We start from the raw sequence: 23,539 nt of genomic DNA, 5'->3' as shown, positions 1-23,539 counted from the left end.
ACGACCACCGCGAGGCTCCCACCGGGTCGCCTCCAGCGGCCTCCGGGTACATTGGTGCGGTGACCTCCAACACCGACCCCGCGACGAGCCGTCCCGACGACGCCGAGCCCCACGGCGCCCACGATCCCCTCGACGTCGTCGAGGAGACGACGCTCGACGCCACGATCGTCATCCCGACGTACAACGGTGAGATGTACCTCGAGCAGATCCTCACCGCGATCGAGGGGCAGGAGTACGACGGCACCTTCGAGACCCTGGTGATCGACTCCGGTTCGACCGACCGCACCCTCGACATCGTCGCCGCGCACCCGGACGTCCGCCTGCACGTCATCCCGAACAGCGAGTTCGGTCACGGGCGGACCCGCCAGCTCGCGGCCCGGCTCGCCCGTGGCAAGGTCGTCGCCTACCTGACGCACGACGCGATCCCCGGCGACTCACGGTGGCTGCACGAGCTCACCGCGCCGCTCGATCCCGACGGCCTGGACGTCGTCGCGGTCATGGGCAAGCAGGTCGCCCGCCCGAACTGCTTCCCGCTGCTGAAGTACGAGATCACCGACGTCTTCAACAACTTCGGACCGGACTTCGGGACGACGGTCTTCGCGAACGACGGCTTCGCCGACGGGAACGGCGGCCTGCTCGACGCCCTCGCGTTCTACTCCGACGTCAACTCGGCCACGCGGCGAGAGCTCCTGCTCGGTGACATCCCCTACCGCGACCTGCCCTACTCCGAGGACATGGCGTTCGGTGCCGACATCATCGCGGCGGGCCTACGGAAGGCGTACGCACCGCGCGGCTGGGTGATCCACTCCAACGACCTCACGCTCGACGAGTACCGCAAGCGCATCTTCGACGAGACGACGGCGCTCCGCCGCATCGGCAAGCCCGTCACCCGCGTGAGCCGGTTCCGTCAGGTGGCCTACACGGTGTTCGGCGCCCTGCGCGACGCGAAGCGGATCGTCCGAGACCGCCAGTACGGCTGGAAGCGCCGCGCGTACTGGTTCGTCATGAACCCCGCGTACCACGCGGCGAAGTGGAGCAGCTACTACGTCGCCTCCCGCGTCGACCTGAACGACGAGGCCGCCATGCGTGCCGGATCGTTGGAACACAGCCGCAAGTAGCCCGTCGCATGCTCGGCCGCGGCTGAGTCTCCGTCAGCCGATCTCGTGCAGGAGGGCGAGTCGGCTGCGCGTCCGGACAGCGTCGCGGGCGAAGCCGCCCCGGCCGAGGCCGGGAGCGGCGATGAAGGTCTCCCGGTCGGTCGCCGCGACGACGTGCAGTTCGACGCCGAGGTCGCAGAGCGCGTCGACGAGGTGGACGAACCGGGCGCGAGCCTCACGGGTGAGCTCGTGGGACGCCGGCAGCGCGTCGAGCACCCACCGGTCGTAGTCCGCCGTCCAGGCGAGGTAGTCGCCGACGGACGTCGGACGCTCGAGGAGCTCCGCCGCGGTGAACCAGACGGTGCCGTCGCCCGCGGCGGCCGCGCGAAAGGTGTGCCCGCTGATCGCCAGCGTCGTCGCCTCGTCGGGACGGGGACGGTGGAGGCCGAGTGTGGCGAGGTGGGCGTCCGCGGCCTCGCCGGCGACGGACCAGCTGCCCCGGGCGAAGCCGTCGCGTCTGCGGATCGGGGAGGTACGGCGGTGATCCGCCGAACCGCCGAGCTCGACCACGGTCATGTTCGCCTCGATCATCGCGATGCCCGGCTCGAAGAGGTGGTGGTACACCGGATCGGGCAGGAGGTCCTGCGGCCGGAAGTTCGAACTCGTCAACAGGGTCACCTGCCGGGCGAAGAGCGCCTCGAGCAGCCGGATCATGAGCATGCCGTCACCCGGATCGTGCACGTGGAACTCGTCGAAGAGCACGACGTCGACGTCGTCGAGCAGTTCGTCGACGGCCTGCTCGACCGCGTTCACGACCGCTCCGGCCGCCGCGCGGGAGCCGGCGCCGGGCTCACCCGTCGCTCGGGCGGCGTCGGCGGCCTCGGTGCGGAGCCGATGGATCGAGGCGTGCAGCCCGCGGAAGAAGGAGTGGAAGTGGACCCGTCCTCTCCGCGGCGTCGGGAGGGCGGCGAAGAACGCGTCGAGCAGCCAGGTCTTGCCGCGACCGGCGGCACCCCAGAGATACAGGTGTGCAGGCTCGTCCCCGCCGATCGGCAAGGCCGCCAGCCGGCGCACCACCTCGAGCTGTTCGGGCTCCAGGGTGAAGCCGGCGTCGCGCGCGGCGGCGACGACGGCCGCGAGCACGTCCTGCTCGGACGCGTCGTCGGACGGGATCCTCCCAGTCGTCTCGATCGTGTCCACCGCTCGATCGTAGTCGCCGACGGATGTCGACCCGCGTTCACCATCGGTTCACGGTGGCCGGGATCGTGGGGGAGAATGGAGTCATGACAGATGCCACCGGGCAGCCAGCGCCGGAAGCTCAGCTCCCCTCCGAACCCGCCACCGACACCGAGGTCGCGACCGTGTACTCCACGGGGTCCGTCGCCGTCCGCCGCTCGCCCCGCTACTGGCGGTTCCTCGTCATCGGGGCCTTCGTGGGCATCATCGCGGCCCTCGTCCTCACCTTCGCGTTCCCGACGAGCCCCGACTACTCGCTCACCCAGGTCTTCGGCTTCCTGCTGCTCGTGTGCATCGTGGTCTTCGGCGCCGCCGCCCTCGGGATCGGCCTCCTCATCGACCGCTCGATGGCACGACGGACCCGGATCGTCCGAGCGGATAGAGTTGACGTGCATCCAGCCGGAACCCCCGCGGCAGACGCGGAGCCGACCGGTCCCGCGAGTGCCGAGCCAGGTGAGTCCGGCCCCCCGAATCCACCCACCGCAGAAGGTTCAGGACGGTCATGACCTCATCCACCACCTATCGGGAAGCCGGTGTCGACACCGCAGCCGGTGACCGCGCCGTCGACCTCATGAAGGCTGCCGTCGCCAAGACGCACGGCCCCGAGGTGTTCGGTGGGTTCGGTGGCTTCGCCGGCCTCTTCGACGCCTCGGCGCTCACCTCCTTCCGTCGCCCGCTGCTCGCGACCTCCACCGACGGCGTCGGCACGAAGGTCGCGATCGCGCAGGCGATCGACAAGCACGACACCATCGGTCAGGACCTCGTCGGCATGGTCGTCGACGACATCGTCGTGGTGGGCGCGAAGCCGCTCTTCATGACCGACTACATCGCCTGCGGCAAGGTGCACCCCGAGCGCATCGCCTCGATCGTGTCGGGCATCGCCCGCGCCTGTTCCGACACCGGTACCGCACTCATCGGTGGCGAGACGGCCGAGCACCCCGGGCTCCTCGGGGTCGACGACTACGACGTCGCCGGAGCCTGCACCGGAGCCGTCGAAGCGGATGCGATCCTCGGGGAGCACCGGGTGGAGGACGGCGACGTCATCCTCGCCCTCGCGTCCTCCGGTCTGCACTCGAACGGCTTCTCCCTCGTCCGCCACATCCTCGCCCAGGCGGGCGTCGGCTACAGCGACCACAGCGACGAGCTCGGCACCACCTTCGGTGAGGCCCTCCTGGAACCGACGCGCCTCTACACCCTCCCGCTCCTGCGCCTGCTCGACGCCCCCGCGTTCGCCGGCGGCGTGCACTCGCTCAGCCACGTCACGGGCGGCGGCATCGCCGCGAACCTCGCACGCGTCCTCCCGAAGGGCTCCTGGGCCGAGGTCGACCGCTCCACCTGGAGCCCCGCTCCCGTGTTCCGCACCTTGAGCGAGCTCGCGGGTTCCACGCTGGAGTCCAGCGAAGGCACCTGGAACCTCGGTGTCGGGTTCTTCGCCGTCGTGTCGCCCGCGCTGGCGGCCGACATCACTGCGGCGCTCGAGGCCGACGGCATCGCGACCTGGCAGGTCGGCACCGTGCACCTCGGTGCAGACGCCGCCACCCACGACCTCACCGGCTTCGAGCAGGGCGCGAAGGGGGTCGACGGCGGCGCCGTCCGCCTCGTCGGCGCCTACCGCGACTGACGCCACCGCCGCACGTCCCGCTTCCCTCCGTTCCGTCACTCGCCCAGCACGAACCACAAGGAGTCCCCACGCATGTGCGGCATCGTCGGCATCGTCTCAACCGAGCCTGCCAATCAGCAGGTCTACGACAGCCTCCTGCTCCTGCAGCACCGCGGTCAGGACTCCACCGGCATCGCCACCGCCGACGGCAGCACCTTCCACATGGTGAAGGCGAAGGGGCAGGTACGGGAGGCCTTCCGCACCCGCGACATGCGCTCGCTGCTCGGCAACATGGGGCTCGGGCACGTGCGCTACGCGACGAAGGGCGACGCCGCCAACGAGAGCGAGGCGCAGCCGTTCTACGTGAACGCGCCCTACGGCATCACGCTCATCCACAACGGCAACCTCACGAACACGCGTGAGCTCAGCAAGGACCTGTTCCACGTCGACCGCCGTCACGTGAACTCCACGAGCGACACCGAACTCCTCCTCAACGTGCTCGCGACGGAGTTGCAGGGGCAGATCAGCGGCCTCGACCTCGACCCCGACCAGGTGTTCAACGCCGTGGAGAACGTCCACGAGCGCGTCGAGGGCTCCTACGCGACGATCGCCCTCATCGCCGGCCACGGGCTGCTGGCCTTCCGCGACCCGTTCGGCATCCGCCCGCTCATCCTCGGGAAGCGCCAGACGGGTCTGGTCGGGAACGACTGGGTCGTCGCCTCGGAGTCGCTCGTCCTCGAGGCCGGTGGCTACGAGACCGTGCGCGAGATCGCCCCGGGTGAGGCCGTCTTCATCACCGCCTCCGGCGAGCTCTACTCCCGTCAGTGCGCCAAGAACCCGCGGCTCGTCCCGTGTTCCTTCGAGTACGTCTACCTCGCGCGACCCGACTCGGTCATGAACGGCATCTCGGTCTACGAGGCACGGCTGCGGCTCGGCAACCGGCTCGCCGACACGATCGCCGAGTACACGCCGATGGGCGACATCGACGTCGTCATGCCGATCCCCGACTCCTCACGGCCCGCGGCCATGCAGGTGGCGCAGAAGCTCGGCATCGAGTACCGCGAGGGCTTCTACAAGAACCGCTACGTCGGCCGCACCTTCATCATGCCGGGCCAGGCCCAGCGCAAGAAGAGCGTGCGCCAGAAGCTCAACGCCATGGGGTCGGAGTTCAAGGGCAAGAACATCCTCATCGTGGACGACTCGATCGTGCGCGGGACCACCTCGAAGGAGATCGTCGACATGGCCCGGCTCGCCGGCGCCAACAAGGTGACGTTCACCTCCGCCGCCCCACCCGTCCGGTACCCGCACGTGTACGGCATCAACATGCCGTCGCGGAAGGAACTCGTCGCGCACGGGAAGAAGATCCCCGACATCGCCCGCGAGCTGGGTGCCGACAACCTCATCTACCAGGAGGTCGCCGACATGAAGGCCGCCATCCTCGAGGGGTCCGGCATCAGCGACCTCGAGATGAGCTGCTTCACCGGCGAGTACGTCACGGGCACCGTCTCCGAGGAGTACCTCGAGTGGGTCGAGCGCTCGCAGCTCTCCTGAGCTCCTGCACCTGAACGACGACGGCGCGCGACCCCCGAGGGGATCGCGCGCCGTCGTCGTGTCGCGGGTGCTACTCGGCCGTGCCCGGCTCGGTGGCCGTCGTCGGGGCGTCGGTCGGCGTGACCTTCGGCTTCGTCGTGCGCGGCTTGGCCGGAGCCTTGGCCGCCGGGGCCTTCGGCGTACCGTCCGTGGTGGAGGCTGACGTGGTCCGCTTCGTCCCCGTGGTACCCGTGGCCTTCGCGGCGGGGGCCTTCGCTCCGGCTGCCTTCGGCGCGGCGGCGCCGGTGGAGGCGCGGGTCGAGCTCGTCTTCCGGACCGTGGTGCCGGCGGCCGTCGCCGCCTTGGCGGCGGGCTTCCGCGGTGACGTCGAGCGCGTTGATGTCTTCCGCGGTGCACTGACGGTCGCGGCGGGTGCCGCTGCGGCGGACGTCGTCGCCCGGTCGGTGGCGTCGTCGGTTGCGGTGCCCTCGGTGGACACGTGCTCGACCGGCGTCTCGCCGTCCAGTCGTGCCTGCGTCTCGTCGGCGGCCGCCGTCACCGTCTCGGTGTCGCCGGTGGCCGTGGAATCGAGAACGATGGACTCGGCCGGTTCGCTCGGCGCGTGGTCCGTGGCCGTCGGCAGGCCGGTGCCGGAGAAGACTGCGGCGAACTGCTCGGTCGGCGTCGGCTCGGTGGTCCGGGGCGGAGCCGGGACGGCAGTCGTCTCAGCCGACGGCTGCTCCTGCGTGCCGTACTGCTGGGTGCCTGTATAGGCCTGGGTCGCCGAGTCGGGCGACGGCTGGGCGCCGTATCCGGCCGTCGGGCCGGTCTGGTACTGCGCGGTGTCGTAGGACCCCGTCTGGCGCTGGTACTGCGTCGGGTCGTAGACGGGCGCCTGGCCGGTCTGTCCGTTCTGGTAGACGGAGGGGTCGTAGGCGGTGGTCTGGCCACCGGTGTACTGCTGACCCTGCTCGTACGTGGGCTGGGCGGCGGCCGCACGTGCCGCGGCACGCTGCTGCTGCCTCTCGACCAGACGGGCGACCTCGGCGTCGATCGCGTCCTCGGTGATGTGCTTCGACGGCCCGTAGGCGTCGAGACCGACGAACAGGACCGCGATGCCCATCACGAAGATCGGCCAGATCGGCCAGAAGTATCCCCAGGCGCCCGTGAGGAGCCAGATGACGACGAGGAGGACGGAGACCGCACCCCAGACGGCGAGGAACTGCTTGAAATCGTGTTGCGCCTTCAGGCGCTTCTTGGCGGCACTACGGAGCTCGTCGGTGTTCATCCGTCCAGGCTAGTCTTCGCCTCGTCAGAACTCCATTTGCCCAGAGTCGTCGGAGAAACCCCTCAGCTGCGGGTGACGGCTCCGATGGTGCACACCGCTCGACGAACGGGAAGGACGCGACTACGCGCCCTTCGCCTCACCGTCGGCGTACTTGTCGGCGTACTCAGCCCACTTCGCGATCTCGTCGTCGTAGCTCTCGTCGACGCCCGTGTTCGGGCCGTCGGCGGAGTGTCCCGTGAGCTCGCGCTCGAGCGCGTTGTAGTTCACGTCCGGGCTGAACGACTTGAGCTCACGAGCGATCTTCGTGTGCTTTGCCTTTTGACGGCCACGACCCATGCGAGACCCCCTCATGATTTTCTGACCGGCCGCGCTTGCGGGGCGTCCGGGGCTTTCGCCTACCAGGGAACGATAAAGACTAGCGTTCAGCTTACCATGCTGCCCGTGGCCGGAGCGCTCGTGCGGGAGGACCCGCTCGGCGGGCGGGCTGCACGGCGTGCCGCACCGGGGGTGGGCCTGCGCGACGACTGGTGGGACGATGGTGGCATGACCGGAACCCTGCACATCACGGGAGACCAGAACGCCGACCGGCTGCTGTCCTCGGACCCGCTCGCCCTCCTCATCGGCATGCTCCTCGACCAGCAGGTCCCCATGGAGACCGCCTTCGCCGGCCCGCTGAAGATCCGCGATCGTCTCGGCTCCTTCGATGCGGCCACCATCGCGCGGGAAGAACCCGAGGCGTTCGCCTCCCTCTTCAAGACGAGTCCCGCCGTGCACCGGTTCCCGGGTTCCATGGCCGGCCGGGTGCAGGGGCTCTGCGCCGCGATCGTCGACGACTGGGACGGCGACGCGGAGGCGATCTGGACGCGCGACGCGCCCGACGGCCCGGAGATCCTGAAGCGCCTGCTCGCCCTGCCGGGGTTCGGTGAGCAGAAGGCGAAGATCTTCCTCGCGCTCCTCGGCAAGCAGTACGGGCTCGACGCGGCCGACTGGCGGGACGCGTCGGCGCCCTACGGCGAGGACGGCAGTCTCCGGTCCGTCGCCGACATCGTCGACCCGGAGTCGCTCGCACAGGTGCGGGCGGCGAAGCAGGCGGCCAAGGCCGCCGCGAAGCGCGCGAAGGGGGAGTGACGACATGAGCGAAGCGCAGCGGGGTACCGCGATCGTGGTCGGTGTCACGCCGGGGCAGCCCGATACCGTGCTCATCGAGGCGGCGTCGTTCGCGCAGGCCTTCGCCTGCCGGCTCGTCCTCGCCCACGTCGACGCGAGCCGGTTCGTCGTGGTCGAGAACGTCGACGGCACCGTCACGTCGTTGCCGTTCGACGCCGATCTGCACGACTTCGACCCGGAGCCGGCCGATCCCGGGCTCGAGGCGACCGCGCATCGTCTCCTCGACCACACCGGCGTCGCGTGGGAGCTGACCCAGCTCGCCGGCGATCCGGCGCGCGCCCTCGGCAGGCTCGCCGATTCGGTGTCCGCGCGGGCGATCATCGTCGGAACCCGGGAGCGTGGCCTGCGGAAGGGCATCCTCGAGTTCTTCAACGGCTCCGTCGCCGCGACGCTGGCCCATCGGCAGGCGCGTCCGGTGGTCGTGGTCCCTCTCGCGCCGAGCGCCACCGACGAACCGCTGTGGGACGCCCCCGCCGGCGACCTGCGGTGACGGCCGCTCCGACGGGGACACGGGCTCCGCACCTCCAACCCGCCACGATCGCGATGGTCGCGGTCGGTGGCGCGATCGGGACGGGCGCCCGCGAGGCGATCTCGCTCGCGATCCCGCCCATCGGCGGTGTCCCCGTGGCCATCCTCGGCATCAACGTCGTCGGCGCCTTCCTGCTCGGCCTCCTCGTCGAGTCGCTCCTCCGACGCGGGCCCGACGACGGCCGTCGACGTGATCTCCGCCTCTTCCTCGGCACCGGCGTCCTCGGCGGTTTCACGACGTACAGCGCGCTTGCAGCCGACAGCAGTGTCCTCCTCATCGAGGGGAACGCGCTGGTCGGGGTGCTGTACGCCGCGGGGAGCATCGTGCTGGGCGCCCTCGCGAGCTGGGGCGGCATCGTCCTCGCCCGACGGATCGGCGGTGGCCGCTCGTGACGCCCTGGCTGTTCCTCGCGATCGCGGCGGCCGGCGGTGTCGGCGCCGCTGCCCGCTTCGTCGTCGACGGCCTCATCCGCTCCCGTGTGGGTGGTGCGTACCCCTGGGGCACGACCGTCATCAACGTCAGCGGGTCGCTCCTGCTCGGCCTCGTCACGGCGCTGGCCCTCGGCGGGGTCGTCGACGAGGCGTGGCGGCTCGTCCTCGGGGGTGGGCTGCTCGGTGGGTACACGACGTTCAGCACCGCGAGCATCGAGACCGTCCGGCTGCTCCACGACGGACGTTCCCGGGCCGGATTGACGAACGCGTTGGGCATGCTCGTCGCGTCGGTCGTCGCGGCCCTGGTCGGATACGGGCTCGGTTCGCTCCTCGCCTAGCCACTCGTTCGCCCAATCATGGGCGAATGAGCGTTCGTTCGCCCGAAGATGGGCGATCGAACACGGCGGCTATGCCTCGAACCGGCGGTTGTGTCGGACGTTGAGCGCGATGGGGATGCCGAGGGCGACGACGAGCAGCAGGACGCTCCAGAAGCCGATCTCCGACCACAGGAGGAAGACGCCGAACACCCCGAGGCCGCCGGAGAGTCCGCGCAGGATGATCGTGAACTGGGGGAGCCGCTGCGGCCGCCCCTGCCACATCGGCAGTGGGGAGTCGGGGTTCGCCGCGATCAGTCGCGCCATCGAGAGGGTGCCGGACACGGCCGCGAGGAAGAGCAGCGAGAGACCCCAGGTGAACATGCCCTCAGTCTGTCAGCTCCGACCGGACGCGGCCTGTGCCGCCCAGTCGGCCACGCGTCGAGCGCTCTCCTCCTCGGACAGGTCCTCGATGCGGGACATGATCGACCAGCGGACGCCGAACGGGTCGCGGATCGACGCGAAGCGGTCGCCGGAGACGAAATCCGTGGCCGGCTCCCGGATCGTCGCACCCGCGGCCGTGGCCCTCGCGACCACCGCATCCACGTCGGCGCAGAAGAAGCCCAGGGAGTAGCAGTCGGACTCGCCGCCGGGCGCAGGGATCAAGCCGTACTCCGGGTTCGGTTCACCGAGTTGGAGGCGTCCGTCGCCGAGGTCGAGTTCGGCGTGCACGACGACGCCGCCCATCTCGGTGGCGTCCACCAGTCGCGCCCCGAGGACCGCTCGGTAGAATTCGATCGCCTCGGCGGCGCGCGCCACCACGAGGAACGGGGTCAGGCTCGTGGAGCCGTTGGGCACCCCGGCGGTGGTGTGGTCGCCGGTGACACCGGTCTTCGATGCAGTGGATTCGCTCATGCTGCGACGGTACGGACCAGCAGGGCCGGGTGGCTTGAAGATTCGCGACGAGAGGGCCAGATGTCCGGTATCGACGGCACCGGGGCGTCCATCGATCCCCGCGGCGTGCTCTATCCGGCCCGGTTGCCCACCTTCCACCGGGTGGAGGCGCCGCCGGGACTCTCCGGCCTCGTCCGGTGGTTCTGGATCCCGGAGTGGCGACTGGCACCGGGGCGAAGCTCACGCCAGGAACTGCTGCCGTTCCCCGCATCGAACCTCGTCGTTGGGCCTGATGCGGTGACGCTCGCCGGCCCGACGACGAGCGCGTCCCACCGCGATCTCACGGGGAGCAATTGGGCGGTCGGCATGCTGTTGCGGCCGGCGGCGCTCATGACCCTGGTCGACGATCCCGGGACGCTCCGCGACGTCGAGGTGCCGTTCGCAGCGCCGTCGCTCCACGGCGACGTGGTCGCGGCGATGGCCGGCCAAGACCGCGACGCCGCCCGCAGCGGCGCGGTGCGCGCCTGCCAGGCCTGGTGCGCCGACCGGTTCCCGACGGTCGACGTCGACGGACTGCTCGCCAACCGGATGGAGGAGATCGTGGCGGGTGACCGCGACATCGTCAGGGTCGAGCAGCTCGCAGCACGCCTCGGCGTGGGCGTCCGTGCCGTCCAGCGGCTCGCGCAGCGGTCCGTCGGGCTGCCGCCCCTGACGATCATCCGACGCTACCGGTTGCAGGAGGCGGCGCAGCGGCTCCGAGACGACGCCGACGTCACGATCGCCCAGGTCGCCGCGGACCTCGGCTACGCCGACCACGCGCACCTGACCTCGGACTTCCGTCGGGTGCTCGGGCTGACGCCGACGGGCTACCGTCGTGATCCCGACAACCGCCCGGACCGATGACACGCTGACCGGTGACGCCCGGCACCGGGCGCTCGGCTCAGGTCCTGGTGCGGCCCGTGTTGCGGTCGATGTGCGGCTTCCGCTCGATCGGCTTCTTAACACGGACGATCTCGCCGCGTCGCTCCTGTCCGGGCAGCGGACGGGACCGGCGGCCGTAGATGAGCTCCGAGGAGTCGAGCAACCACGGGACGAGCGCCACGGTGACGCCGTGCACGAGCATGATCTGGTTGCGGATCCGTGAAGCCCGCCGGTTGTGGAGGAGGCTCTCCCACCAGTGGCCGACGATGTACTGCGGCATGTAGACGGTGACGACCTCGGAGCCGTGCTCCGCGCGGTGGGCCTTGATGTACTTCGCGAGCGGCATGGCGAACTCGCGGTACGGCGACTCGAGGATGACGAGCGGGACGTGGATGTTCTGCTCGATCCACTGCTGCTCGAGCAGCTTCGTGGACTCGGGGTCGACCGAGATGTGCACGGCCTCGAGGCTGTCGTGCTTGGCCGCGATCGCGTAGTCGAGCGCTTTGAGGATGGGCTTCTGCATCTTGCCGACGAGCACGATCGCGTGGTCGCCCGTCGCGCCGAAGGTCGTGGTCGGATCGACCTCGACCTCCTTCTCGACATCGCGGTAGTACCGGTTGACGCCCAGCATGAGCACGAAGAGGATCGGCATGAGCACGAACACGAGCCATGCGCCGTGGGTGAACTTCGTGATCGTGACGACGATGAGGACGCTCGCGGTGAGCAGCGCGCCGAACGCGTTGATCGCGAGGCCGCGGTAGACGGAGCCCCGGTTGTCGCAGCCCTCACGGAGCATGCGCAGCCAGTGCTTCACCATGCCGGTCTGCCCGAGCGTGAACGAGACGAAGACCCCGATGATGTACAGCTGGATGAGCTGCGTGAGGTTGGCCTGGTAGACCACGAGGATCGCGCAGGCGGCCAGCCCGAGGATGATCATGCCGTTCGAGAACACGAGGCGGTCGCCGCGGGTGTTGAGCGACTTGGGGGCGTAGGAGTCGCGCGCGAGGACGGAGCCGAGGAGCGGGAACCCGTTGAACGCGGTGTTGGCGGCGAGGAGGAGGACGCACGCCGTCGCCGCCTGGATGAGGAAGAACGGGATGCTGTTCGCGCCGAACACCGCGGTCGCGACCTGCGCCATGAGACTCGGCTGCGGCGTGGTCGCGCAGTTCGCGAACCCTTCGAGGTGGCAGGCGTTCTCGGCGTAGTGCACGCGGGAGATGAGCGCGAGGGCGGTGAGTCCGACGAACAGCACGATGGCCGTTCCGCCCATGAGGACGAGGGTCTTCTGCGCGTTCTTGATCTGCGGGCGACGGAACGCGGGGACACCGTTCGAGACCGCCTCGACACCCGTCAGTGCCGAACAGCCGGAGGAGAACGCGCGGAGGAGGAGCAGGATGAACGCGGCCTGCGTGAGGCTCTCGCCCTGCACCGTGAACTCGGCGCTCGACGCCACCGGGGCGTCGCCGAGGAAGGTGCGCGCGAGGCCGGCGACGATCATGACGAGCACGCTCGCGATGAAGAAGTAGGTGGGGATCGCGAAGGCCTTGCTCGACTCGCGGACGCCTCGGAGGTTCACGGCCATGAGCACGAGCACGAAGCCGACCGCGAGCTCCACGCGCCACGGGTTCAGCCCGGGGATCGCGGAGATGATGTTGTCGACGCCGGAGGCGACCGACACGGCGACCGTCAGGACGTAGTCGACGAGCAACGCCGAGGCGACGACGAGGCCGGCCTTCTCGCCGAGGTTGCGGTGCGCGACCTCGTAGTCGCCACCGCCCGAGGGGTACGCCTTGATGAGCTGCCGGTAGCTCGCGACGACCACGACCAGCAGGATCACGACACACGCGGCGACCCAGGGCGCGAAGCTCAGGAAGGCGAGCCCGCCGAGGGTCAGGATCATGAGGAGTTCCTGCGGAGCGTACGCGACACTCGACAGCGCGTCGCTCGCGAAGATCGGCAGCGCGAGGCGCTTGGGGAGGAGCTGGCCCTCCAGGTTGTCGGTCGGCAGCGGGTCCCCGATCAACCAGCGTTTTGCTGATCGTGGTTCTGTCCCGGGCTCTCGACCCTCAGTTGTCACGAGCGGCGATATTACTCCTTCGCCAAGGGGAGTCAAGCGGAGATGGGCTGGATGGACAGGCATCGTCACCCGACCGTGACGCAGTGTTCATCGAGCGGGGGAGTGGCGGACCAGAACGGCCGAGCAATATCCTGATCGACGGCTGTTGCCTGGCTGTGAGCCGGGACAGCCGCTCGTGATCGACCACCCACCGCAAGGACCCTCATCGTGACCGCTCGCCGTCGTCTCCTCCCGCTCGCCCTCGCCGCCCTCGCCGCGGCCCTGACGCTCTCCGGTTGCAGTGTCGTGGAGGGCATCCTCCCGAAGCCGGCCGAGACCCGTGACGCGCAGTCCGGCGAGATCGTCGGTGGGGGCACCACCGACGTCTTCACGCTCTCCGTCGGCGACTGCTTGAACGACGAGTCGTCCTCGGAGGAGGTCTCCGAGGTGCCCACCGTGCCGTGCTCCGAGCCCCACCAGTACGAGGTGTACGGCGAGGTCACCCTGACCGGCGACGAATGGCCGGGCGACGAGGCGGTCACGCAGCAGGCCGACGACGGCTGCTACGCACAGTTCCAGGCGTTCGCCGGGATCGTCTACGAGGACTCCTCGCTCGAGTTCAACTACTACACGCCGACGAAGGGGAGTTGGGAGGAGATGGACGACCGCCTCGTCACCTGCGTGATCTTCGACACCGCCGCGACCACGGGTTCGCTCGCCGGCGCCGCGCGCTGACCCGATGGACGACGAAGCGCCCGTCTCCCGATGTGGAGGCGGGCGCTTCGTCGTCCGTGGATCGTCAGGAGCCGCGGAGCTGCTCGCGCAGGCGGTCGCGGACGGCGACGAGGTCGGCGCGCAGGGCCGAGACGGTCGCCTCGTCGAGGACGCCACCGCGTGCGACGTGTTCGCGGAGCTCCGTGCGGACCGCCTGTCGGAACTCGTTGATCGACACGTCCGTCTCGTGCAGCGCCAGGCGGCCATGCACCTTCTGGTCGGCGCTCTCCTCGGAGGCGGTCGTCCAGCTCGGCCCGGGCTTCGACGACTGCTTCGCCTCGCGTGCCGCGGAGGCGAGATCGGCGCGGAGGCTCTTCATGGCCGCCGTCACCCCGCTCCGGACCTCGTCGGCAATCCGGCGCACGGAGTCGGTGAGCTGGTCCTCGATGCCGTCGAGTTCGCCGGCGCGTGCCGCGAGTTCCGCTCGGCCGGCCTCGGTGATCTCGTAGACGCTCTTCCGGCCGTCGCTCGTCTTGGTGACCAAGCCCTCCTCCTCGAGCTTCGCGAGGCGGGGGTAGATGGTGCCGGCGCTCGGGCTGTACGTCCCGCCGCTCCGATCCGTCAGCGCCTGGATGAGTTCGTACCCGTGCTTGGGCGACTCCTCCAGGAGGCTCAGCAGGTACAGGCGCAGACTGCCGTGCGCGAAGACGGGGCTCATGCTCCGGCCTCGCTCCCGGCGGTCGCCGTGGCGGGCTCTGCAGTCGCGCGTCGGAGGACCGTGACCGCACCGCCGACGGTGTTGAGGCGCACCTCGGCGAACTGACCGGACAGGGCGCCGGTGTGCGAGCTGTAGCCGCCGCCGCGCAGCCCCTTGAGGACGACGCCGTCGATGGCGAGGCGGCCGCCGACGGAGTTCGCCGTGTAGCGCGCGGCGAGGTCGTCGTCGAGTCGGACCGTGATCGCGCCGCTCACGGTGTTCAGGTCGAGCTGCTCCGCGGCGCCGTGGACGTCGAGGAGGAGGTCGGAGGACACCCCGTCGACGGACGCCCTCGTGATGTCGCCGGAGACGGTGACGTCGCCGGACACGGTGTGGGCGTTGATGCGGCCGGTGTGGTGCTGGACGGTGACCTCGCCGCTGACGGAGTTGAGGTCGAGGCGGCCGGTCATGCGGTCGGCCACGAGGTCGCCCGAGACGGTGTTGAGCTTCACGTCGGCGGTGAGTCCGGAGACGAGCGCGCCGGCGCTCACGACGCCGAGTGTGAGCGCGATGTCCCGTGGGACGAGCACGCTCACCTGGGCGGTGGCGCGGTTTGCGCCGAAGTTCGAGAAGACCTCGAGGAAGTTGTCCCAGCGCAGCTGCGGGTGGTCGATCTCCGCGACGTCGCCGTCGATGGTGATCTTGAGGTCCTTGCCGGTGACGGCGCCGACCTCGATGCGCGCACCGGGCTCGTCGTGCCCGATGATGTCGACCTGGCCGCCGATGAGGCCGACCTTCAGCCGCCTCACGAGCTCGAGGTCGATGATGCGGCTCTCGCCGGGGGCGATGATCCACTTCTCCTGTGCCATGGTGCGCTTCCTTCCGATTGAACGCGATATATCGCGTTGAGCTGGAACTCACGATATATCGCGTTCCGTCGCGCGGCAACCCCGGGAGCCTCCGGGATCACCCTGAGTCGACCCTGGGATCGGCTGGGGTCGCGACCGCGGCGTCTGCGGTCTCCCATGTGTGGTCTCGGGTTCGCGACTCGTGATGTACAGTTTGCTATACGCATAGTTCGCTATACATGGAGGAAACATGATGATTCGCTGGTTCGTCGCCGTCCTGATCGGAGCGGCGGTCTCGACCCTCGCCGGGGTGGTGGCCTGGGCGCTCTCGCCGATCGCCGCCGGTCTCTCGGGGATCGTCTTCGCCCTCGCCGCCCTTCCGTTCGGCGTGATGCTGGGCTGGATCATCGCCGTGGCCCCCAAGAGCCAGCCCTCGCCGCACACGTCCGAGACTGCGGAGGCGACCTGGATGAACACGGCGCTCGCCGGTACGGCGACCGACGTGGTCCTGGCGGTCGGGCTCGGGCTCGCGGCGATCTCGATCGTGCGGTCGGAACTGCCGACACAGCTCGTGCTGCTCGGCGTCCTGCTCGTCGCCTTCGCCTCGACGGCCACGCGGTACGCGATCGCCCGCACGCGTGCAGTCCGGGCGTGAAGAACTCGCTCAGGGAACGTCGTCAGGACGCCGGTTGGTCGCAGGCCCACCTGGCTGAACTGGTCGGCGTCACGCGTCTGACCGTCATCTCGATCGAGAAAGGGCGATTCGACCCCAGCCTGCCCCTCGCATTCCGCCTCGCGGCGCTGTTCGGGATCCACATCGAGGACCTCTTCGAACCGGATGGCGCACCTCCCCGGCGATGAGCCGCACCTCAGCGGTCATCGTCGGACGAGTCGGGTCATGATCGCCGCCGTTCAGTACCAGCGCGAGATGTTCAGCTCGTCGGGGAGCGGGACGTTCTCCGGAGGTGGGGCGTCCTCGCCGGGAGCCGGCGCGGTGTCGAGGCAGCTGTCGCCAGACGCGACGGGGGCGGTCGGCCGCCACGGATCCGCATCCTCGTCGTGGAAGGGCGCGTAGGCCACACGGTCGGTCAGTCGGAGGGACACGTGCGACTCGAACGCCGCGGTGAAGTCACCGAGCTCCTTCACGGCGAACACGCGCGCCGCCCCGAGCTCACCGGAGCGATCGAAGGAGCAGGAGACGGCGACGGGTGTCCACCCGGCGTCCCGAACGGTCGCGAGCAGCGAACGGGCCTCCTCCAGGGTCGCCCCCGGCACCACCGTCCCGTCCTCGGCGAGTGGTGCCTCCCACTCGTCGGAGCCCGTCACGCTGCCGCGCTGCACCGTGACGTTCGCCGAGGTGTCGGGTGCATGCGCCTCCTGCACGTCGCCGTCGGTGAGCAGTGGATCTGACGCGAGTCGCATGAGTCGAGCGTCGTCGACGTCGTTCGGGGCCACCGCCGGGCGTCCGATGCCGCAGCCGGTGCACAGGGCGGCGAGGATGACGATCGTGATGGCGGAACGCATCGTGCGTCCCCGGTTACTGCGCTGGGTCATGGCGTGTCTCCTGTCGTCGGCAGGTCGATGCCCCACCACGCTAACCGACACTTGTGCGATGCGCCCGGGATCAGGCGAGCCGGTTGCGCCGACGGGTGATGAGGATCGCTGCTCCGACGGCGAGCAGCATCGCTCCGGGCAGGGCGACCGCGAGCGGGACCCCGAAGGGGACGTCGAGCATCGCGGCGACGGCGAGGGCGATGGCGAACCCGAGGCCCACGCCGGCGCCGGTCATCGCGCTCATGACAATGGGGTCGATGCGGGCGGGTCGAGCGGACCGGGGTGAGGAGGTCGTCTTCGAGATCATGGTCCGAGCCTAAGCAGCGCGCCCTCATCCGACATCCGTCGGCTGGTGGAGCGGTCGGACGAGATCGACTCCACCGAGCGGCGGAGGCAGGAGCCGCGCCGCGTCAGCGCCAGCGGTACTCGAGCTCCGGTCGCCCCGGGGTGCCGTACCGCGGTGAGCGTTCCACCGCACCGGTCTCAGCGAGGTACTCGAGGTAGCGTCGCGCCGTCACCCGCGAGAGCGATCCGGCGGTGGCGGCCTCGCTGGCGGACAACGGATCGTTCGCCTGTCGCAGCAGCTCGGACACCAGCCGGAGGGTGTCCTCCGACAGTCCCTTCGCCAGTTGCGGCCGCGACGACGGCGCTCGCAGTGTGGCGAGGGTGAGGTCGACCTCGTGCTGACTCGCGACGGCACCCTCGGCGGTCATCGTGCGACGGAAGGTCCGGTACGCCTCGAGCTTGTCGGCGAACGCCGGGAAGGCGAAGGGTTTGATGAGGTACTGGACGACCCCGGCCGACACCGCCGCCCGCACGATCCGCAGGTCGCGCGCCGCCGTGATGGCGATGACGTCGACGTCGATCCCCGCGGTCCGGATGCGCCGGCACAGTTCGAGACCGTGCGCGTCGGGCAGGTTGAGGTCGAGGAGGACGAGGTCGATGCGGTCGTCAGGCGAACGGTGGGCGTCCGCGGCCCGCAGCAGGTGCATCGCGGTGGCCGCATCCCCGGCGACACCGGCGAGAGTGAAACCGTCCACCCGACGCAGGTAGGCGGCGTGGGCCTGCTGCGCGATGGGTTCGTCCTCGACCACCAGGACACGGATCGGCTCGCTCATGCCGTCGCCTCGTCCCGGACGCCGACGGCCGCCGGCAGCGTCACGACGAACGCCGAGGCCGGTTCCTGCACGACCTCGATGGTGCCACCGAGCCGGGTCACGGCCTGGCGGACGAGCGCCAGTCCGAACCCGCGACCGTACCGGCCGGGCTCCTTCGTCGACCACCCGCGCACGAAGGCGAGGTCGAGCGCCTCGGGATCGAGCCCGGGACCGCTGTCAGTCACCTGGATCACCAGCTCCGTCGCATCCGTTCCGGACGTCTGCTCCGCGCCGGACGGATCGGCCAGCCCCTGCCCGAGGTAGACCTCCACCCAGGGCCGCTCGCCGGACGCCGCGTCGATGGCGTTGTCGATGAGGTTCCCGAGGATCGTGACGACGACCGCCGGATCCACACGGACCCGTCCGAGCGCCGGGTCGCTCTCCAGGTGCAGCTCGACCCCCTGCTCGGCGGCCTGCGCCGTCTTCCCGAGGAGCAGGGCGGAGATCACCGGTTCCTGCTCGGCGGCGAGGACCCGGTCCGTCAGGCGCTGGCTGGCGCCGAGACCCTGGGCGGCGAGTTCGAGCGCCTCGTCGCGGCGATCCAGTTCGATGAGCGAGACGATCGTGTGCAGGCGGTTCGCGAACTCGTGCGTCTGCGAGCGCAGGGCGTCGCTCATGGTGCGCATCGAGGCCAGCTCGCCGCTCAGATGCTCGATCTCGGTGTGGTCGCGCAGCGTCATCACCCAGCCCCTCGGGTGCGGGCCGCCGGCGTCGTCCGGGCCGACGGCCGACTCCTGGTTCACCACGAGCACGTGGTCCTGCGTGAGATGGATCTCGTCGACCGCCTGTCGTCCGCTGCCGAGGAGCTCGCGCAGGCCGGCGTCGATCGGCAACTCGTCCACCGGGACCGCACCGGGCGAACGGTCGCCGAGCGGGAGCCCGAGGAGCTCGGCGGCCTGGTCGTTGACGAGCACCAGGCGCCGTTGCCGGTCGACGAGGACGAGTCCCTCGCGAACGGAGTGGAGCACGGACTCGTAGTAGTCGAACATGCGCGCCAGGTCCTCCGGCCCACGGGAACCGGTGACCCGCGACAGGTACCGGCGGAGGGTCCAGGAGGCGATGCCGCCCACGACGAGCACGAGCAGGGCCGTGCCGAGCAGCCACGGCACCCGGGTCTCGAAGGTCTCGGACACGTTCCTCACGGTGACGCCGGCGGCGACGAGCGCCACGACGGTGCCGTCACCGTCCCGGATGGGTGCGACCGCACGCACCGAGGGGCCGAGGGTGCCCGTGTACGTCTCGGTGAAGGTGCGCCCCTCGAGCGCCGGGGCGATGGTGCCGATGAACGGCTTGCCGATCTGCTCGCGCTCCCGATGGGTGTAGCGCGTGCGGTCGGGAGCCATGATCGTGACGAAGTCGACCCCGGTGTCGCGCATGAGCGCCTCGGCGTAGGGCTGCAGGGTGTCCTGGGGGCGCCGGGTCGTGACCTGGGCGACGACGAACGGGTTGTCGGCGATGCCGTTCGCGACGTCGAGGCACTTCGCGACGGCGCGCTCCTCCGTCTCGGTGCGGGCCTGGAACCAGAGCAGGACGCCGGCGACGAGGGTCATGGCGACGACCGCGACCAGCTGCACGAGGAAGAGTCGTGAGGCGATGCTCATGGACCGACCGGCCATCGTGTCACCTCCGTCTGCTCCGTCGCGTCGACCCTCCCAGTATCGCGGGGTGTCGGCGTGCCTGCGGTCGTCATCGGCGACCAGTACGACCACAAGCGGTCACTACGACCACAACCGGGGTGCGACGGCCCACCGGACGCAGAGTGGGGCAACTCGACCACCCGCTGCCGCAGAGACGCGACACCGACGAAACGGATCCGGAATGGCAATGACGCTCTCCTCCCTCAAACGGCTGGACAAGACCCACTACCTCTACCTCGCGGTGATCCTCGCGGTGCTCGCCGGCATCGTGGTCGGCCTCACCGCACCGGAGTTCGCGAAGGGGTTGAAGCCCGTCGGCGACGCGTTCGTCGCCCTCATCAAGATGATGATCGCCCCGGTCATCTTCTGCACGATCGTGATCGGCGTCGGCTCCATCGCCAAGGCCGCTACGGTCGGCAAGGTCGGCGGTCTCGCGATGCTGTACTTCATCGTCATGTCGACCTTCGCCCTCGCGATCGGCCTCGTCGTCGGCAACCTCATCCAGCCGGGTGCGGGCCTGAACCTCGCTGAGACGAGTTACCAGGTGGAGGGGGAGGCGAAGAGCACCACCGAGTTCATCCTCGGCATCATCCCCACCACACTCGTGTCGTCGCTGACGGGCGGCAACATCCTCCAGGTGCTGTTCGTCGCCCTGCTCGTCGGGTTCGGCCTGCAGAAGATGGGCACGACGGGTGAGCCGATCCTCCGCGGGATCAAGCTGATCCAGGCGCTCGTGTTCCGCGTGCTCGCGATGATCATGTGGATCGCGCCCATCGGGGCCTTCGGCGCGATCGCCGCCGTGACCGGGTCCGCCGGCGCCAGTGCACTCGTCGGGCTCGCGACGCTCATGATCGCGTTCTACATCACGTGTGCGGTGTTCATCGTCGTCGTCCTCGGTGGTGTCCTGCGGCTCGCCACCGGGTTCAACATCTTCGCGCTCATGAAGTACCTCGGCCGTGAGTACCTGCTCATCGTCGGCACCTCCTCTTCTGAGGCCGCCCTGCCACGGCTCATCGCGAAGATGGAGCACCTCGGCGTCTCGAAGCCCGTCGTCGGCATCACCGTGCCGACCGGCTACTCCTTCAACCTCGACGGCACGGCGATCTACCTGACGATGGCGTCGATCTTCATCGCCGACGTGATGGGGGTGCCGATGAACCTCGGCGAGCAGATCTCGCTGCTCGCGTTCATGATCATCGCGTCGAAGGGTGCGGCCGGCGTCACCGGTGCCGGGCTCGCGACCCTCGCCGGCGGCCTCCAGGCGAACCGTCCCGACCTCGTGGACGGCGTCGGCCTCATCGTCGGGATCGACCGCTTCATGTCGGAGGCTCGCGCCCTCACGAACTTCACCGGCAACGCGGTCGCCACGATCATCATCGGCACCTGGGTGAAGGAGGTCGACCGTGCGCAGGTCGTCGAGGTCCTCGCCGGCCGGTCGCGGTTCGACGAGGCGACGATGAGTGTCGACGACCACACGGGTGCGGTGGCGGTGGCGAAGCACTGATCGAACCCGTCGACAGGCTCAGGGACCGGACCTCCGGTCCCTGAGCCTGTCCGCGTCCCTGTCGCTGAGCCCGCCCCAGACCCTGAATACGCCTCCGGTCCCTGAGCCTGTCGAAGGGCTAGTTCGCCGGGGAGTCGACGATCGGCTTCGACGGCGGGGTGTCGCCCTCGAGCGCCGCCTCACCGGCGGCCGGGCGCGCGGTGCTCGGGGCGATCCGGAACAGCGGGATCGTGTAGCCGCAGATCGGGCCGATGAGGACGGCGAACAGCACGGTTCCGATGCCGACGTTGCCGCCGAGGAGCCAGCCGATGCCGAGGACCACCACCTCGACGCCTGTGCGTCCGACCCAGATGGGCCAGCCGGTGACCCGGTGGATGCCGGTCATGAGGCCGTCGCGCGGACCGGGGCCGAAGTTGCCACCGATGTAGAGCCCGGAGGCGACGCCGAGCAGCAGGAGTCCGCCGGCGAACAGGAGGATGCGCGCCCAGAGGTCGAGGTCGGCGGGGATGACGGCGAGGCCGATGTCCGCCGAGGGACCGACGAGCAGGACGTTGAGGACGGTGCCGACACCGGGGCGCTGCTTCAGCGGGATCCAGGCGAGGAGCACGACCCCGCCGACGATGATGGTGATGAGGCCGAACGTCAGGCCGGTGCGCAGGTTGAGGCCCTGGGTGAGGACGTCCCAGGGGGCGACGCCGACGGCTCCGCGCACGATCATGGCGATGGCGATGCCGTACAGGAAGAGGCCGATGAGGAGTTGGAGCACACGACGGGTCATGGTGGACAATCCAATTCCACGATTGGCTTTGGCGCTAGAGGCCAATCTGGCTATCGTGGTTCAATGGCCTCCATCACCCTGAGTGCACGCTCGCTCGCCGCCCTGCTCGGACAGTGGAAGAACGCCGCGCCGGCGTACCGCGGTCTCGCGGATCGCATCCGCCTCCTCGTCCTCGACGGCCGCATCCCCGTCGGCACCCGGCTTCCCGCCGAGCGCGAGTTGGCCGAGCGCCTCGGCTTGAGTCGCACCACGGTCACCGCCGCCTATCGGGAACTGCGCGAGGCGGGGTATCTCCGCAGCATCCGCGGCTCGGGCAGTGTCACCCTCCTGCCGTCAGCCCCGGTCTCGCTGGCCCCGGTGCCGCAGGGCGGGTTCCTCGACTTCAGCAAGGCCGCCGTGCCGCCGTGCCCGGAGATCATCGACGCGGTCCGGACGGCCGCCGCCGAACTCCCGCGGTACATGCACGACTTCGACTACGACCTCGTCGGCATGCCCGAACTCCGGCAGGCGATCGCCGACCGCTACACGGCTCGCGGTCTGCCCACCGACCCCGACGAGATCATGGTGACCGTCGGCGCGCAGCACGCCATCGCCCTCATCGCCCGCACCCTGCTCAGCCGTGGCGACCGCGTCCTCGTCGAGATGCCGAGCTACCCGCACGCCTACGAGGCACTCCGGGCGGCAGGAGCCCGGCTCGGCGCGGCCACGGTCTCGTCGGAGACCGGGTGGGACGTCCGGGAGCTCGAGCAGTGGTTCGAGCGCACCAGTCCGGCCATGGCCTACCTCATGCCCGACTTCCACAACCCGACCGGCGCCTCGATGCCGCTCGAGACCCGCCGACGCGTCGCTGCGGCCGCCCAGCGCCACGGGACGGTCCTCGTCATCGACGAGACCACGGCCGAACTCGACATCGACCGGCCGACGGACGAGGGCCTCGACGGCACCCCGTTCGCGGCGCTCCCGGGTGCGCCGGCGTCGATCGTCACGATCGGGTCCGTCGGCAAGACGATCTGGGGCGGCCTCCGCATCGGGTGGATCCGCGCCGAGCGGGGCACGATCAGGAAGCTCGTCTCGGCGCGGTCCCTGGGTGACCTCGGCACGCCGATCCTCGACCAGCTGACGGTCCAGCAGTTGCTGCCGGCGATGGACGGCATCGTCGCGCGTCGGGGCCAGGCCCTCGGCGAGACCCGCGATCGTCTCGTCGACCTGCTGGCCGAACGGCTGCCGGACTGGACGGTGCCGCGCGTCGACGGCGGCATCGCCACCTGGGTGAACCTCGGTGAGGCGGCGTCCTCCCAGCTCTCGCTCGCGGCTCGCGGTCACGGGCTCGTGATCGTCGCCGGACCACGGTTCGGCATCGACGGTGCGTTCGAGCGCTATCTGCGCATCCCGATCAGTTATCCGTGGGCGCAGACCGAGCAGGCGGTCGAGCTGTTGACCGAGACGTGGAACTCGGCCATGTTCGGTCACGTCCCCGCGCTGGACTACCTCGAGGACGTGGTCTGACCCGTCCTCGAGGGGCGACATCGCTCCACAGGACACGCGGATGCACGCGGTGTCCACCGTCTGCGGGAGACCGCGGTCGGA

27 protein-coding genes are annotated in these 23,539 nt (G+C 69.9%); 14 read left to right on the top strand and 13 right to left on the bottom strand.

Going from position 1 to position 23,539, the window contains the following annotated elements; genetic code table 11:
• Positions 1-59 precede the first annotated feature (59 nt).
• On the top strand, positions 60-1,118 hold the full coding sequence (locus ASE44_RS09180; protein WP_235522577.1) for a glycosyltransferase family 2 protein: 1,059 nt from the start codon (positions 60-62) through the stop codon (positions 1,116-1,118).
• Positions 1,119-1,151: 33 nt separating this feature from the next.
• Here ASE44_RS09180 and zapE read toward each other — a convergent pair whose 3' ends face one another.
• On the bottom strand, positions 1,152-2,297 hold the full coding sequence (gene zapE, locus ASE44_RS09175; RefSeq protein ID WP_056779132.1) for a cell division protein ZapE: 1,146 nt from the start codon (positions 2,295-2,297) through the stop codon (positions 1,152-1,154).
• An 83-nt stretch (positions 2,298-2,380) separates the two neighbouring features.
• On the opposite strand from zapE, the gene ASE44_RS18805 reads away from it, so the two are divergent.
• From ASE44_RS18805 to purF, 3 genes are all read left to right on the top strand, one after another.
• On the top strand, positions 2,381-2,839 hold the full coding sequence (locus ASE44_RS18805; RefSeq protein ID WP_200921036.1) for a hypothetical protein: 459 nt from the start codon (positions 2,381-2,383) through the stop codon (positions 2,837-2,839).
• Positions 2,836-3,954, top strand: coding sequence for a phosphoribosylformylglycinamidine cyclo-ligase (purM, locus tag ASE44_RS09165; RefSeq protein WP_056779130.1), 1,119 nt, complete (start codon positions 2,836-2,838; stop codon positions 3,952-3,954). The genes ASE44_RS18805 and purM overlap by 4 nt, the downstream gene beginning before the upstream one ends.
• Positions 3,955-4,026: 72 nt before the next feature.
• A complete protein-coding gene (purF, locus tag ASE44_RS09160) occupies positions 4,027-5,484 on the top strand; it encodes an amidophosphoribosyltransferase (protein WP_056779127.1) in 1,458 nt (485 codons plus the stop codon).
• Between the two features lie 70 nt (positions 5,485-5,554).
• Here the strand turns inward: purF and ASE44_RS09155 are convergent, their stop codons facing one another.
• Positions 5,555-6,751 carry a 2TM domain-containing protein gene (locus ASE44_RS09155; RefSeq protein ID WP_056779124.1) on the bottom strand — a complete coding sequence of 399 codons (1,197 nt, stop codon included), beginning with the start codon at positions 6,749-6,751 and terminating at the stop codon, positions 5,555-5,557.
• A 120-nt stretch (positions 6,752-6,871) separates the two neighbouring features.
• Entirely contained in the window at positions 6,872-7,087 is a 216-nt protein-coding gene (locus ASE44_RS09150; RefSeq protein WP_056008702.1) for a DUF3073 domain-containing protein, read from the bottom strand.
• A 207-nt stretch (positions 7,088-7,294) separates the two neighbouring features.
• Here ASE44_RS09150 and ASE44_RS09145 point away from each other — a divergent pair, with 207 nt between their 5' ends.
• The 4 genes from ASE44_RS09145 to crcB are packed head-to-tail and all read left to right on the top strand — an operon-like array spanning position 7,295 to position 9,216.
• The gene (locus tag ASE44_RS09145; RefSeq protein WP_056781003.1) at positions 7,295-7,879 is read left to right on the top strand and encodes an HhH-GPD-type base excision DNA repair protein; all 585 of its coding nucleotides are present in this window, start codon (positions 7,295-7,297) and stop codon (positions 7,877-7,879) included.
• Positions 7,880-7,883: 4 nt separating this feature from the next.
• Positions 7,884-8,408 (top strand): universal stress protein, encoded by a 525-nt coding sequence (locus tag ASE44_RS09140; RefSeq protein ID WP_056779121.1) that lies wholly within the window; start codon positions 7,884-7,886, stop codon positions 8,406-8,408.
• Positions 8,405-8,839: a CrcB family protein gene (locus tag ASE44_RS09135; RefSeq protein ID WP_327078813.1), complete on the top strand. Its 435-nt coding sequence runs from the start codon at positions 8,405-8,407 to the stop codon at positions 8,837-8,839. Before ASE44_RS09140 ends, ASE44_RS09135 begins: the two co-directional genes overlap by 4 nt.
• Positions 8,836-9,216: a fluoride efflux transporter CrcB gene (crcB, locus tag ASE44_RS09130; protein ID WP_056008696.1), complete on the top strand. Its 381-nt coding sequence runs from the start codon at positions 8,836-8,838 to the stop codon at positions 9,214-9,216. The genes ASE44_RS09135 and crcB overlap by 4 nt, the downstream gene beginning before the upstream one ends.
• Before the next feature lie 69 nt (positions 9,217-9,285).
• Here the strand turns inward: crcB and ASE44_RS09125 are convergent, their stop codons facing one another.
• Together ASE44_RS09125 and ASE44_RS09120 are read right to left on the bottom strand one after the other, a co-directional pair.
• Positions 9,286-9,576 carry a hypothetical protein gene (locus ASE44_RS09125; RefSeq protein ID WP_056779116.1) on the bottom strand — a complete coding sequence of 97 codons (291 nt, stop codon included), beginning with the start codon at positions 9,574-9,576 and terminating at the stop codon, positions 9,286-9,288.
• Positions 9,577-9,588: 12 nt separating this feature from the next.
• A complete protein-coding gene (locus ASE44_RS09120) occupies positions 9,589-10,107 on the bottom strand; it encodes a glyoxalase/bleomycin resistance/extradiol dioxygenase family protein (protein ID WP_056008691.1) in 519 nt (172 codons plus the stop codon).
• Between the two features lie 60 nt (positions 10,108-10,167).
• Between ASE44_RS09120 and ASE44_RS09115 the strand changes: the two genes are divergently transcribed.
• On the top strand, positions 10,168-10,989 hold the full coding sequence (locus ASE44_RS09115; protein ID WP_056779112.1) for a helix-turn-helix domain-containing protein: 822 nt from the start codon (positions 10,168-10,170) through the stop codon (positions 10,987-10,989).
• 37 nt (positions 10,990-11,026) lie between these two features.
• On the opposite strand, the gene ASE44_RS09110 is transcribed toward ASE44_RS09115, so the two are convergent.
• The gene (locus ASE44_RS09110; RefSeq protein WP_369796429.1) at positions 11,027-13,030 is read right to left on the bottom strand and encodes an APC family permease; all 2,004 of its coding nucleotides are present in this window, start codon (positions 13,028-13,030) and stop codon (positions 11,027-11,029) included.
• 261 nt (positions 13,031-13,291) lie between these two features.
• Between ASE44_RS09110 and ASE44_RS09105 the strand changes: the two genes are divergently transcribed.
• Positions 13,292-13,798, top strand: a complete 507-nt coding sequence (locus ASE44_RS09105; protein WP_056779111.1) for a septum formation family protein — start codon at positions 13,292-13,294, stop codon at positions 13,796-13,798.
• Between the two features lie 64 nt (positions 13,799-13,862).
• Here ASE44_RS09105 and ASE44_RS09100 read toward each other — a convergent pair whose 3' ends face one another.
• Together ASE44_RS09100 and ASE44_RS09095 are read right to left on the bottom strand one after the other, a co-directional pair.
• Positions 13,863-14,495 (bottom strand): PadR family transcriptional regulator, encoded by a 633-nt coding sequence (locus tag ASE44_RS09100; protein WP_056779108.1) that lies wholly within the window; start codon positions 14,493-14,495, stop codon positions 13,863-13,865.
• Positions 14,492-15,343 carry a DUF4097 family beta strand repeat-containing protein gene (locus ASE44_RS09095; RefSeq protein ID WP_056008678.1) on the bottom strand — a complete coding sequence of 284 codons (852 nt, stop codon included), beginning with the start codon at positions 15,341-15,343 and terminating at the stop codon, positions 14,492-14,494. The genes ASE44_RS09100 and ASE44_RS09095 overlap by 4 nt, the downstream gene beginning before the upstream one ends.
• Before the next feature lie 229 nt (positions 15,344-15,572).
• Here ASE44_RS09095 and ASE44_RS09090 point away from each other — a divergent pair, with 229 nt between their 5' ends.
• Both ASE44_RS09090 and ASE44_RS09085 read left to right on the top strand, forming a co-directional pair.
• Complete coding sequence (locus ASE44_RS09090; protein ID WP_056008676.1) at positions 15,573-15,977, top strand: hypothetical protein; 405 nt, start codon at positions 15,573-15,575, stop codon at positions 15,975-15,977.
• Positions 15,974-16,183, top strand: coding sequence for a helix-turn-helix transcriptional regulator (locus ASE44_RS09085; protein ID WP_056779104.1), 210 nt, complete (start codon positions 15,974-15,976; stop codon positions 16,181-16,183). Before ASE44_RS09090 ends, ASE44_RS09085 begins: the two co-directional genes overlap by 4 nt.
• Positions 16,184-16,234: 51 nt before the next feature.
• Here the strand turns inward: ASE44_RS09085 and ASE44_RS09080 are convergent, their stop codons facing one another.
• The 4 genes from ASE44_RS09080 to ASE44_RS09065 form a co-directional block, all read right to left on the bottom strand.
• A complete protein-coding gene (locus ASE44_RS09080; RefSeq protein ID WP_056779102.1) occupies positions 16,235-16,876 on the bottom strand; it encodes a hypothetical protein in 642 nt (213 codons plus the stop codon).
• A 70-nt stretch (positions 16,877-16,946) separates the two neighbouring features.
• Positions 16,947-17,183, bottom strand: a complete 237-nt coding sequence (locus ASE44_RS09075; RefSeq protein ID WP_056008668.1) for a hypothetical protein — start codon at positions 17,181-17,183, stop codon at positions 16,947-16,949.
• 103 nt (positions 17,184-17,286) lie between these two features.
• Entirely contained in the window at positions 17,287-17,994 is a 708-nt protein-coding gene (locus ASE44_RS09070; RefSeq protein ID WP_056779099.1) for a response regulator, read from the bottom strand.
• Positions 17,991-19,634: a sensor histidine kinase gene (locus ASE44_RS09065; protein WP_235522576.1), complete on the bottom strand. Its 1,644-nt coding sequence runs from the start codon at positions 19,632-19,634 to the stop codon at positions 17,991-17,993. The genes ASE44_RS09070 and ASE44_RS09065 overlap by 4 nt, the downstream gene beginning before the upstream one ends.
• A 217-nt stretch (positions 19,635-19,851) precedes the next feature.
• Between ASE44_RS09065 and ASE44_RS09060 the strand changes: the two genes are divergently transcribed.
• Positions 19,852-21,174 carry a cation:dicarboxylate symporter family transporter gene (locus ASE44_RS09060; protein ID WP_056008663.1) on the top strand — a complete coding sequence of 441 codons (1,323 nt, stop codon included), beginning with the start codon at positions 19,852-19,854 and terminating at the stop codon, positions 21,172-21,174.
• A gap of 118 nt (positions 21,175-21,292) precedes the next feature.
• On the opposite strand, the gene ASE44_RS09055 is transcribed toward ASE44_RS09060, so the two are convergent.
• Positions 21,293-21,952 (bottom strand): YitT family protein, encoded by a 660-nt coding sequence (locus ASE44_RS09055; protein ID WP_056008660.1) that lies wholly within the window; start codon positions 21,950-21,952, stop codon positions 21,293-21,295.
• A gap of 63 nt (positions 21,953-22,015) precedes the next feature.
• Between ASE44_RS09055 and ASE44_RS09050 the strand changes: the two genes are divergently transcribed.
• On the top strand, positions 22,016-23,458 hold the full coding sequence (locus ASE44_RS09050) for a PLP-dependent aminotransferase family protein (RefSeq protein WP_056779096.1): 1,443 nt from the start codon (positions 22,016-22,018) through the stop codon (positions 23,456-23,458).
• The last annotated feature ends 81 nt before the right edge of the window (positions 23,459-23,539 follow it).

Origin of the sequence: Plantibacter sp. Leaf1, assembly GCF_001421315.1 — a bacterium.
Taxonomy (GTDB): domain Bacteria; phylum Actinomycetota; class Actinomycetes; order Actinomycetales; family Microbacteriaceae; genus Plantibacter.
Note: the sequence above shows the minus strand (reverse complement) of the source record. Positions and strands in the feature narration are given on the sequence as shown.

Excerpts from the sequence above, each read along its gene's own strand:
- ASE44_RS18805 (WP_200921036.1), top strand. The coding sequence starts at position 2,381 with ATGACAGATGCCACCGGGCAGCCAGCGCCGGAAGCTCAGCTCCCCTCC.
- purM (WP_056779130.1), top strand. The coding sequence starts at position 2,836 with ATGACCTCATCCACCACCTATCGGGAAGCCGGTGTCGACACCGCAGCC.
- purF (WP_056779127.1), top strand. The coding sequence starts at position 4,027 with ATGTGCGGCATCGTCGGCATCGTCTCAACCGAGCCTGCCAATCAGCAG.
- ASE44_RS09155 (WP_056779124.1), bottom strand. The coding sequence starts at position 6,751 with ATGAACACCGACGAGCTCCGTAGTGCCGCCAAGAAGCGCCTGAAGGCG.
- ASE44_RS09150 (WP_056008702.1), bottom strand. The coding sequence starts at position 7,087 with ATGGGTCGTGGCCGTCAAAAGGCAAAGCACACGAAGATCGCTCGTGAG.
- ASE44_RS09145 (WP_056781003.1), top strand. The coding sequence starts at position 7,295 with ATGACCGGAACCCTGCACATCACGGGAGACCAGAACGCCGACCGGCTG.
- ASE44_RS09140 (WP_056779121.1), top strand. The coding sequence starts at position 7,884 with ATGAGCGAAGCGCAGCGGGGTACCGCGATCGTGGTCGGTGTCACGCCG.
- ASE44_RS09125 (WP_056779116.1), bottom strand. The coding sequence starts at position 9,576 with ATGTTCACCTGGGGTCTCTCGCTGCTCTTCCTCGCGGCCGTGTCCGGC.
- ASE44_RS09120 (WP_056008691.1), bottom strand. The coding sequence starts at position 10,107 with ATGAGCGAATCCACTGCATCGAAGACCGGTGTCACCGGCGACCACACC.
- ASE44_RS09115 (WP_056779112.1), top strand. The coding sequence starts at position 10,168 with ATGTCCGGTATCGACGGCACCGGGGCGTCCATCGATCCCCGCGGCGTG.
- ASE44_RS09100 (WP_056779108.1), bottom strand. The coding sequence starts at position 14,495 with ATGAGCCCCGTCTTCGCGCACGGCAGTCTGCGCCTGTACCTGCTGAGC.
- ASE44_RS09095 (WP_056008678.1), bottom strand. The coding sequence starts at position 15,343 with ATGGCACAGGAGAAGTGGATCATCGCCCCCGGCGAGAGCCGCATCATC.
- ASE44_RS09090 (WP_056008676.1), top strand. The coding sequence starts at position 15,573 with ATGATGATTCGCTGGTTCGTCGCCGTCCTGATCGGAGCGGCGGTCTCG.
- ASE44_RS09080 (WP_056779102.1), bottom strand. The coding sequence starts at position 16,876 with ATGACCCAGCGCAGTAACCGGGGACGCACGATGCGTTCCGCCATCACG.
- ASE44_RS09075 (WP_056008668.1), bottom strand. The coding sequence starts at position 17,183 with ATGATCTCGAAGACGACCTCCTCACCCCGGTCCGCTCGACCCGCCCGC.
- ASE44_RS09070 (WP_056779099.1), bottom strand. The coding sequence starts at position 17,994 with ATGAGCGAGCCGATCCGTGTCCTGGTGGTCGAGGACGAACCCATCGCG.
- ASE44_RS09065 (WP_235522576.1), bottom strand. The coding sequence starts at position 19,634 with ATGAGCATCGCCTCACGACTCTTCCTCGTGCAGCTGGTCGCGGTCGTC.
- ASE44_RS09060 (WP_056008663.1), top strand. The coding sequence starts at position 19,852 with ATGGCAATGACGCTCTCCTCCCTCAAACGGCTGGACAAGACCCACTAC.
- ASE44_RS09055 (WP_056008660.1), bottom strand. The coding sequence starts at position 21,952 with ATGACCCGTCGTGTGCTCCAACTCCTCATCGGCCTCTTCCTGTACGGC.
- ASE44_RS09050 (WP_056779096.1), top strand. The coding sequence starts at position 22,016 with ATGGCCTCCATCACCCTGAGTGCACGCTCGCTCGCCGCCCTGCTCGGA.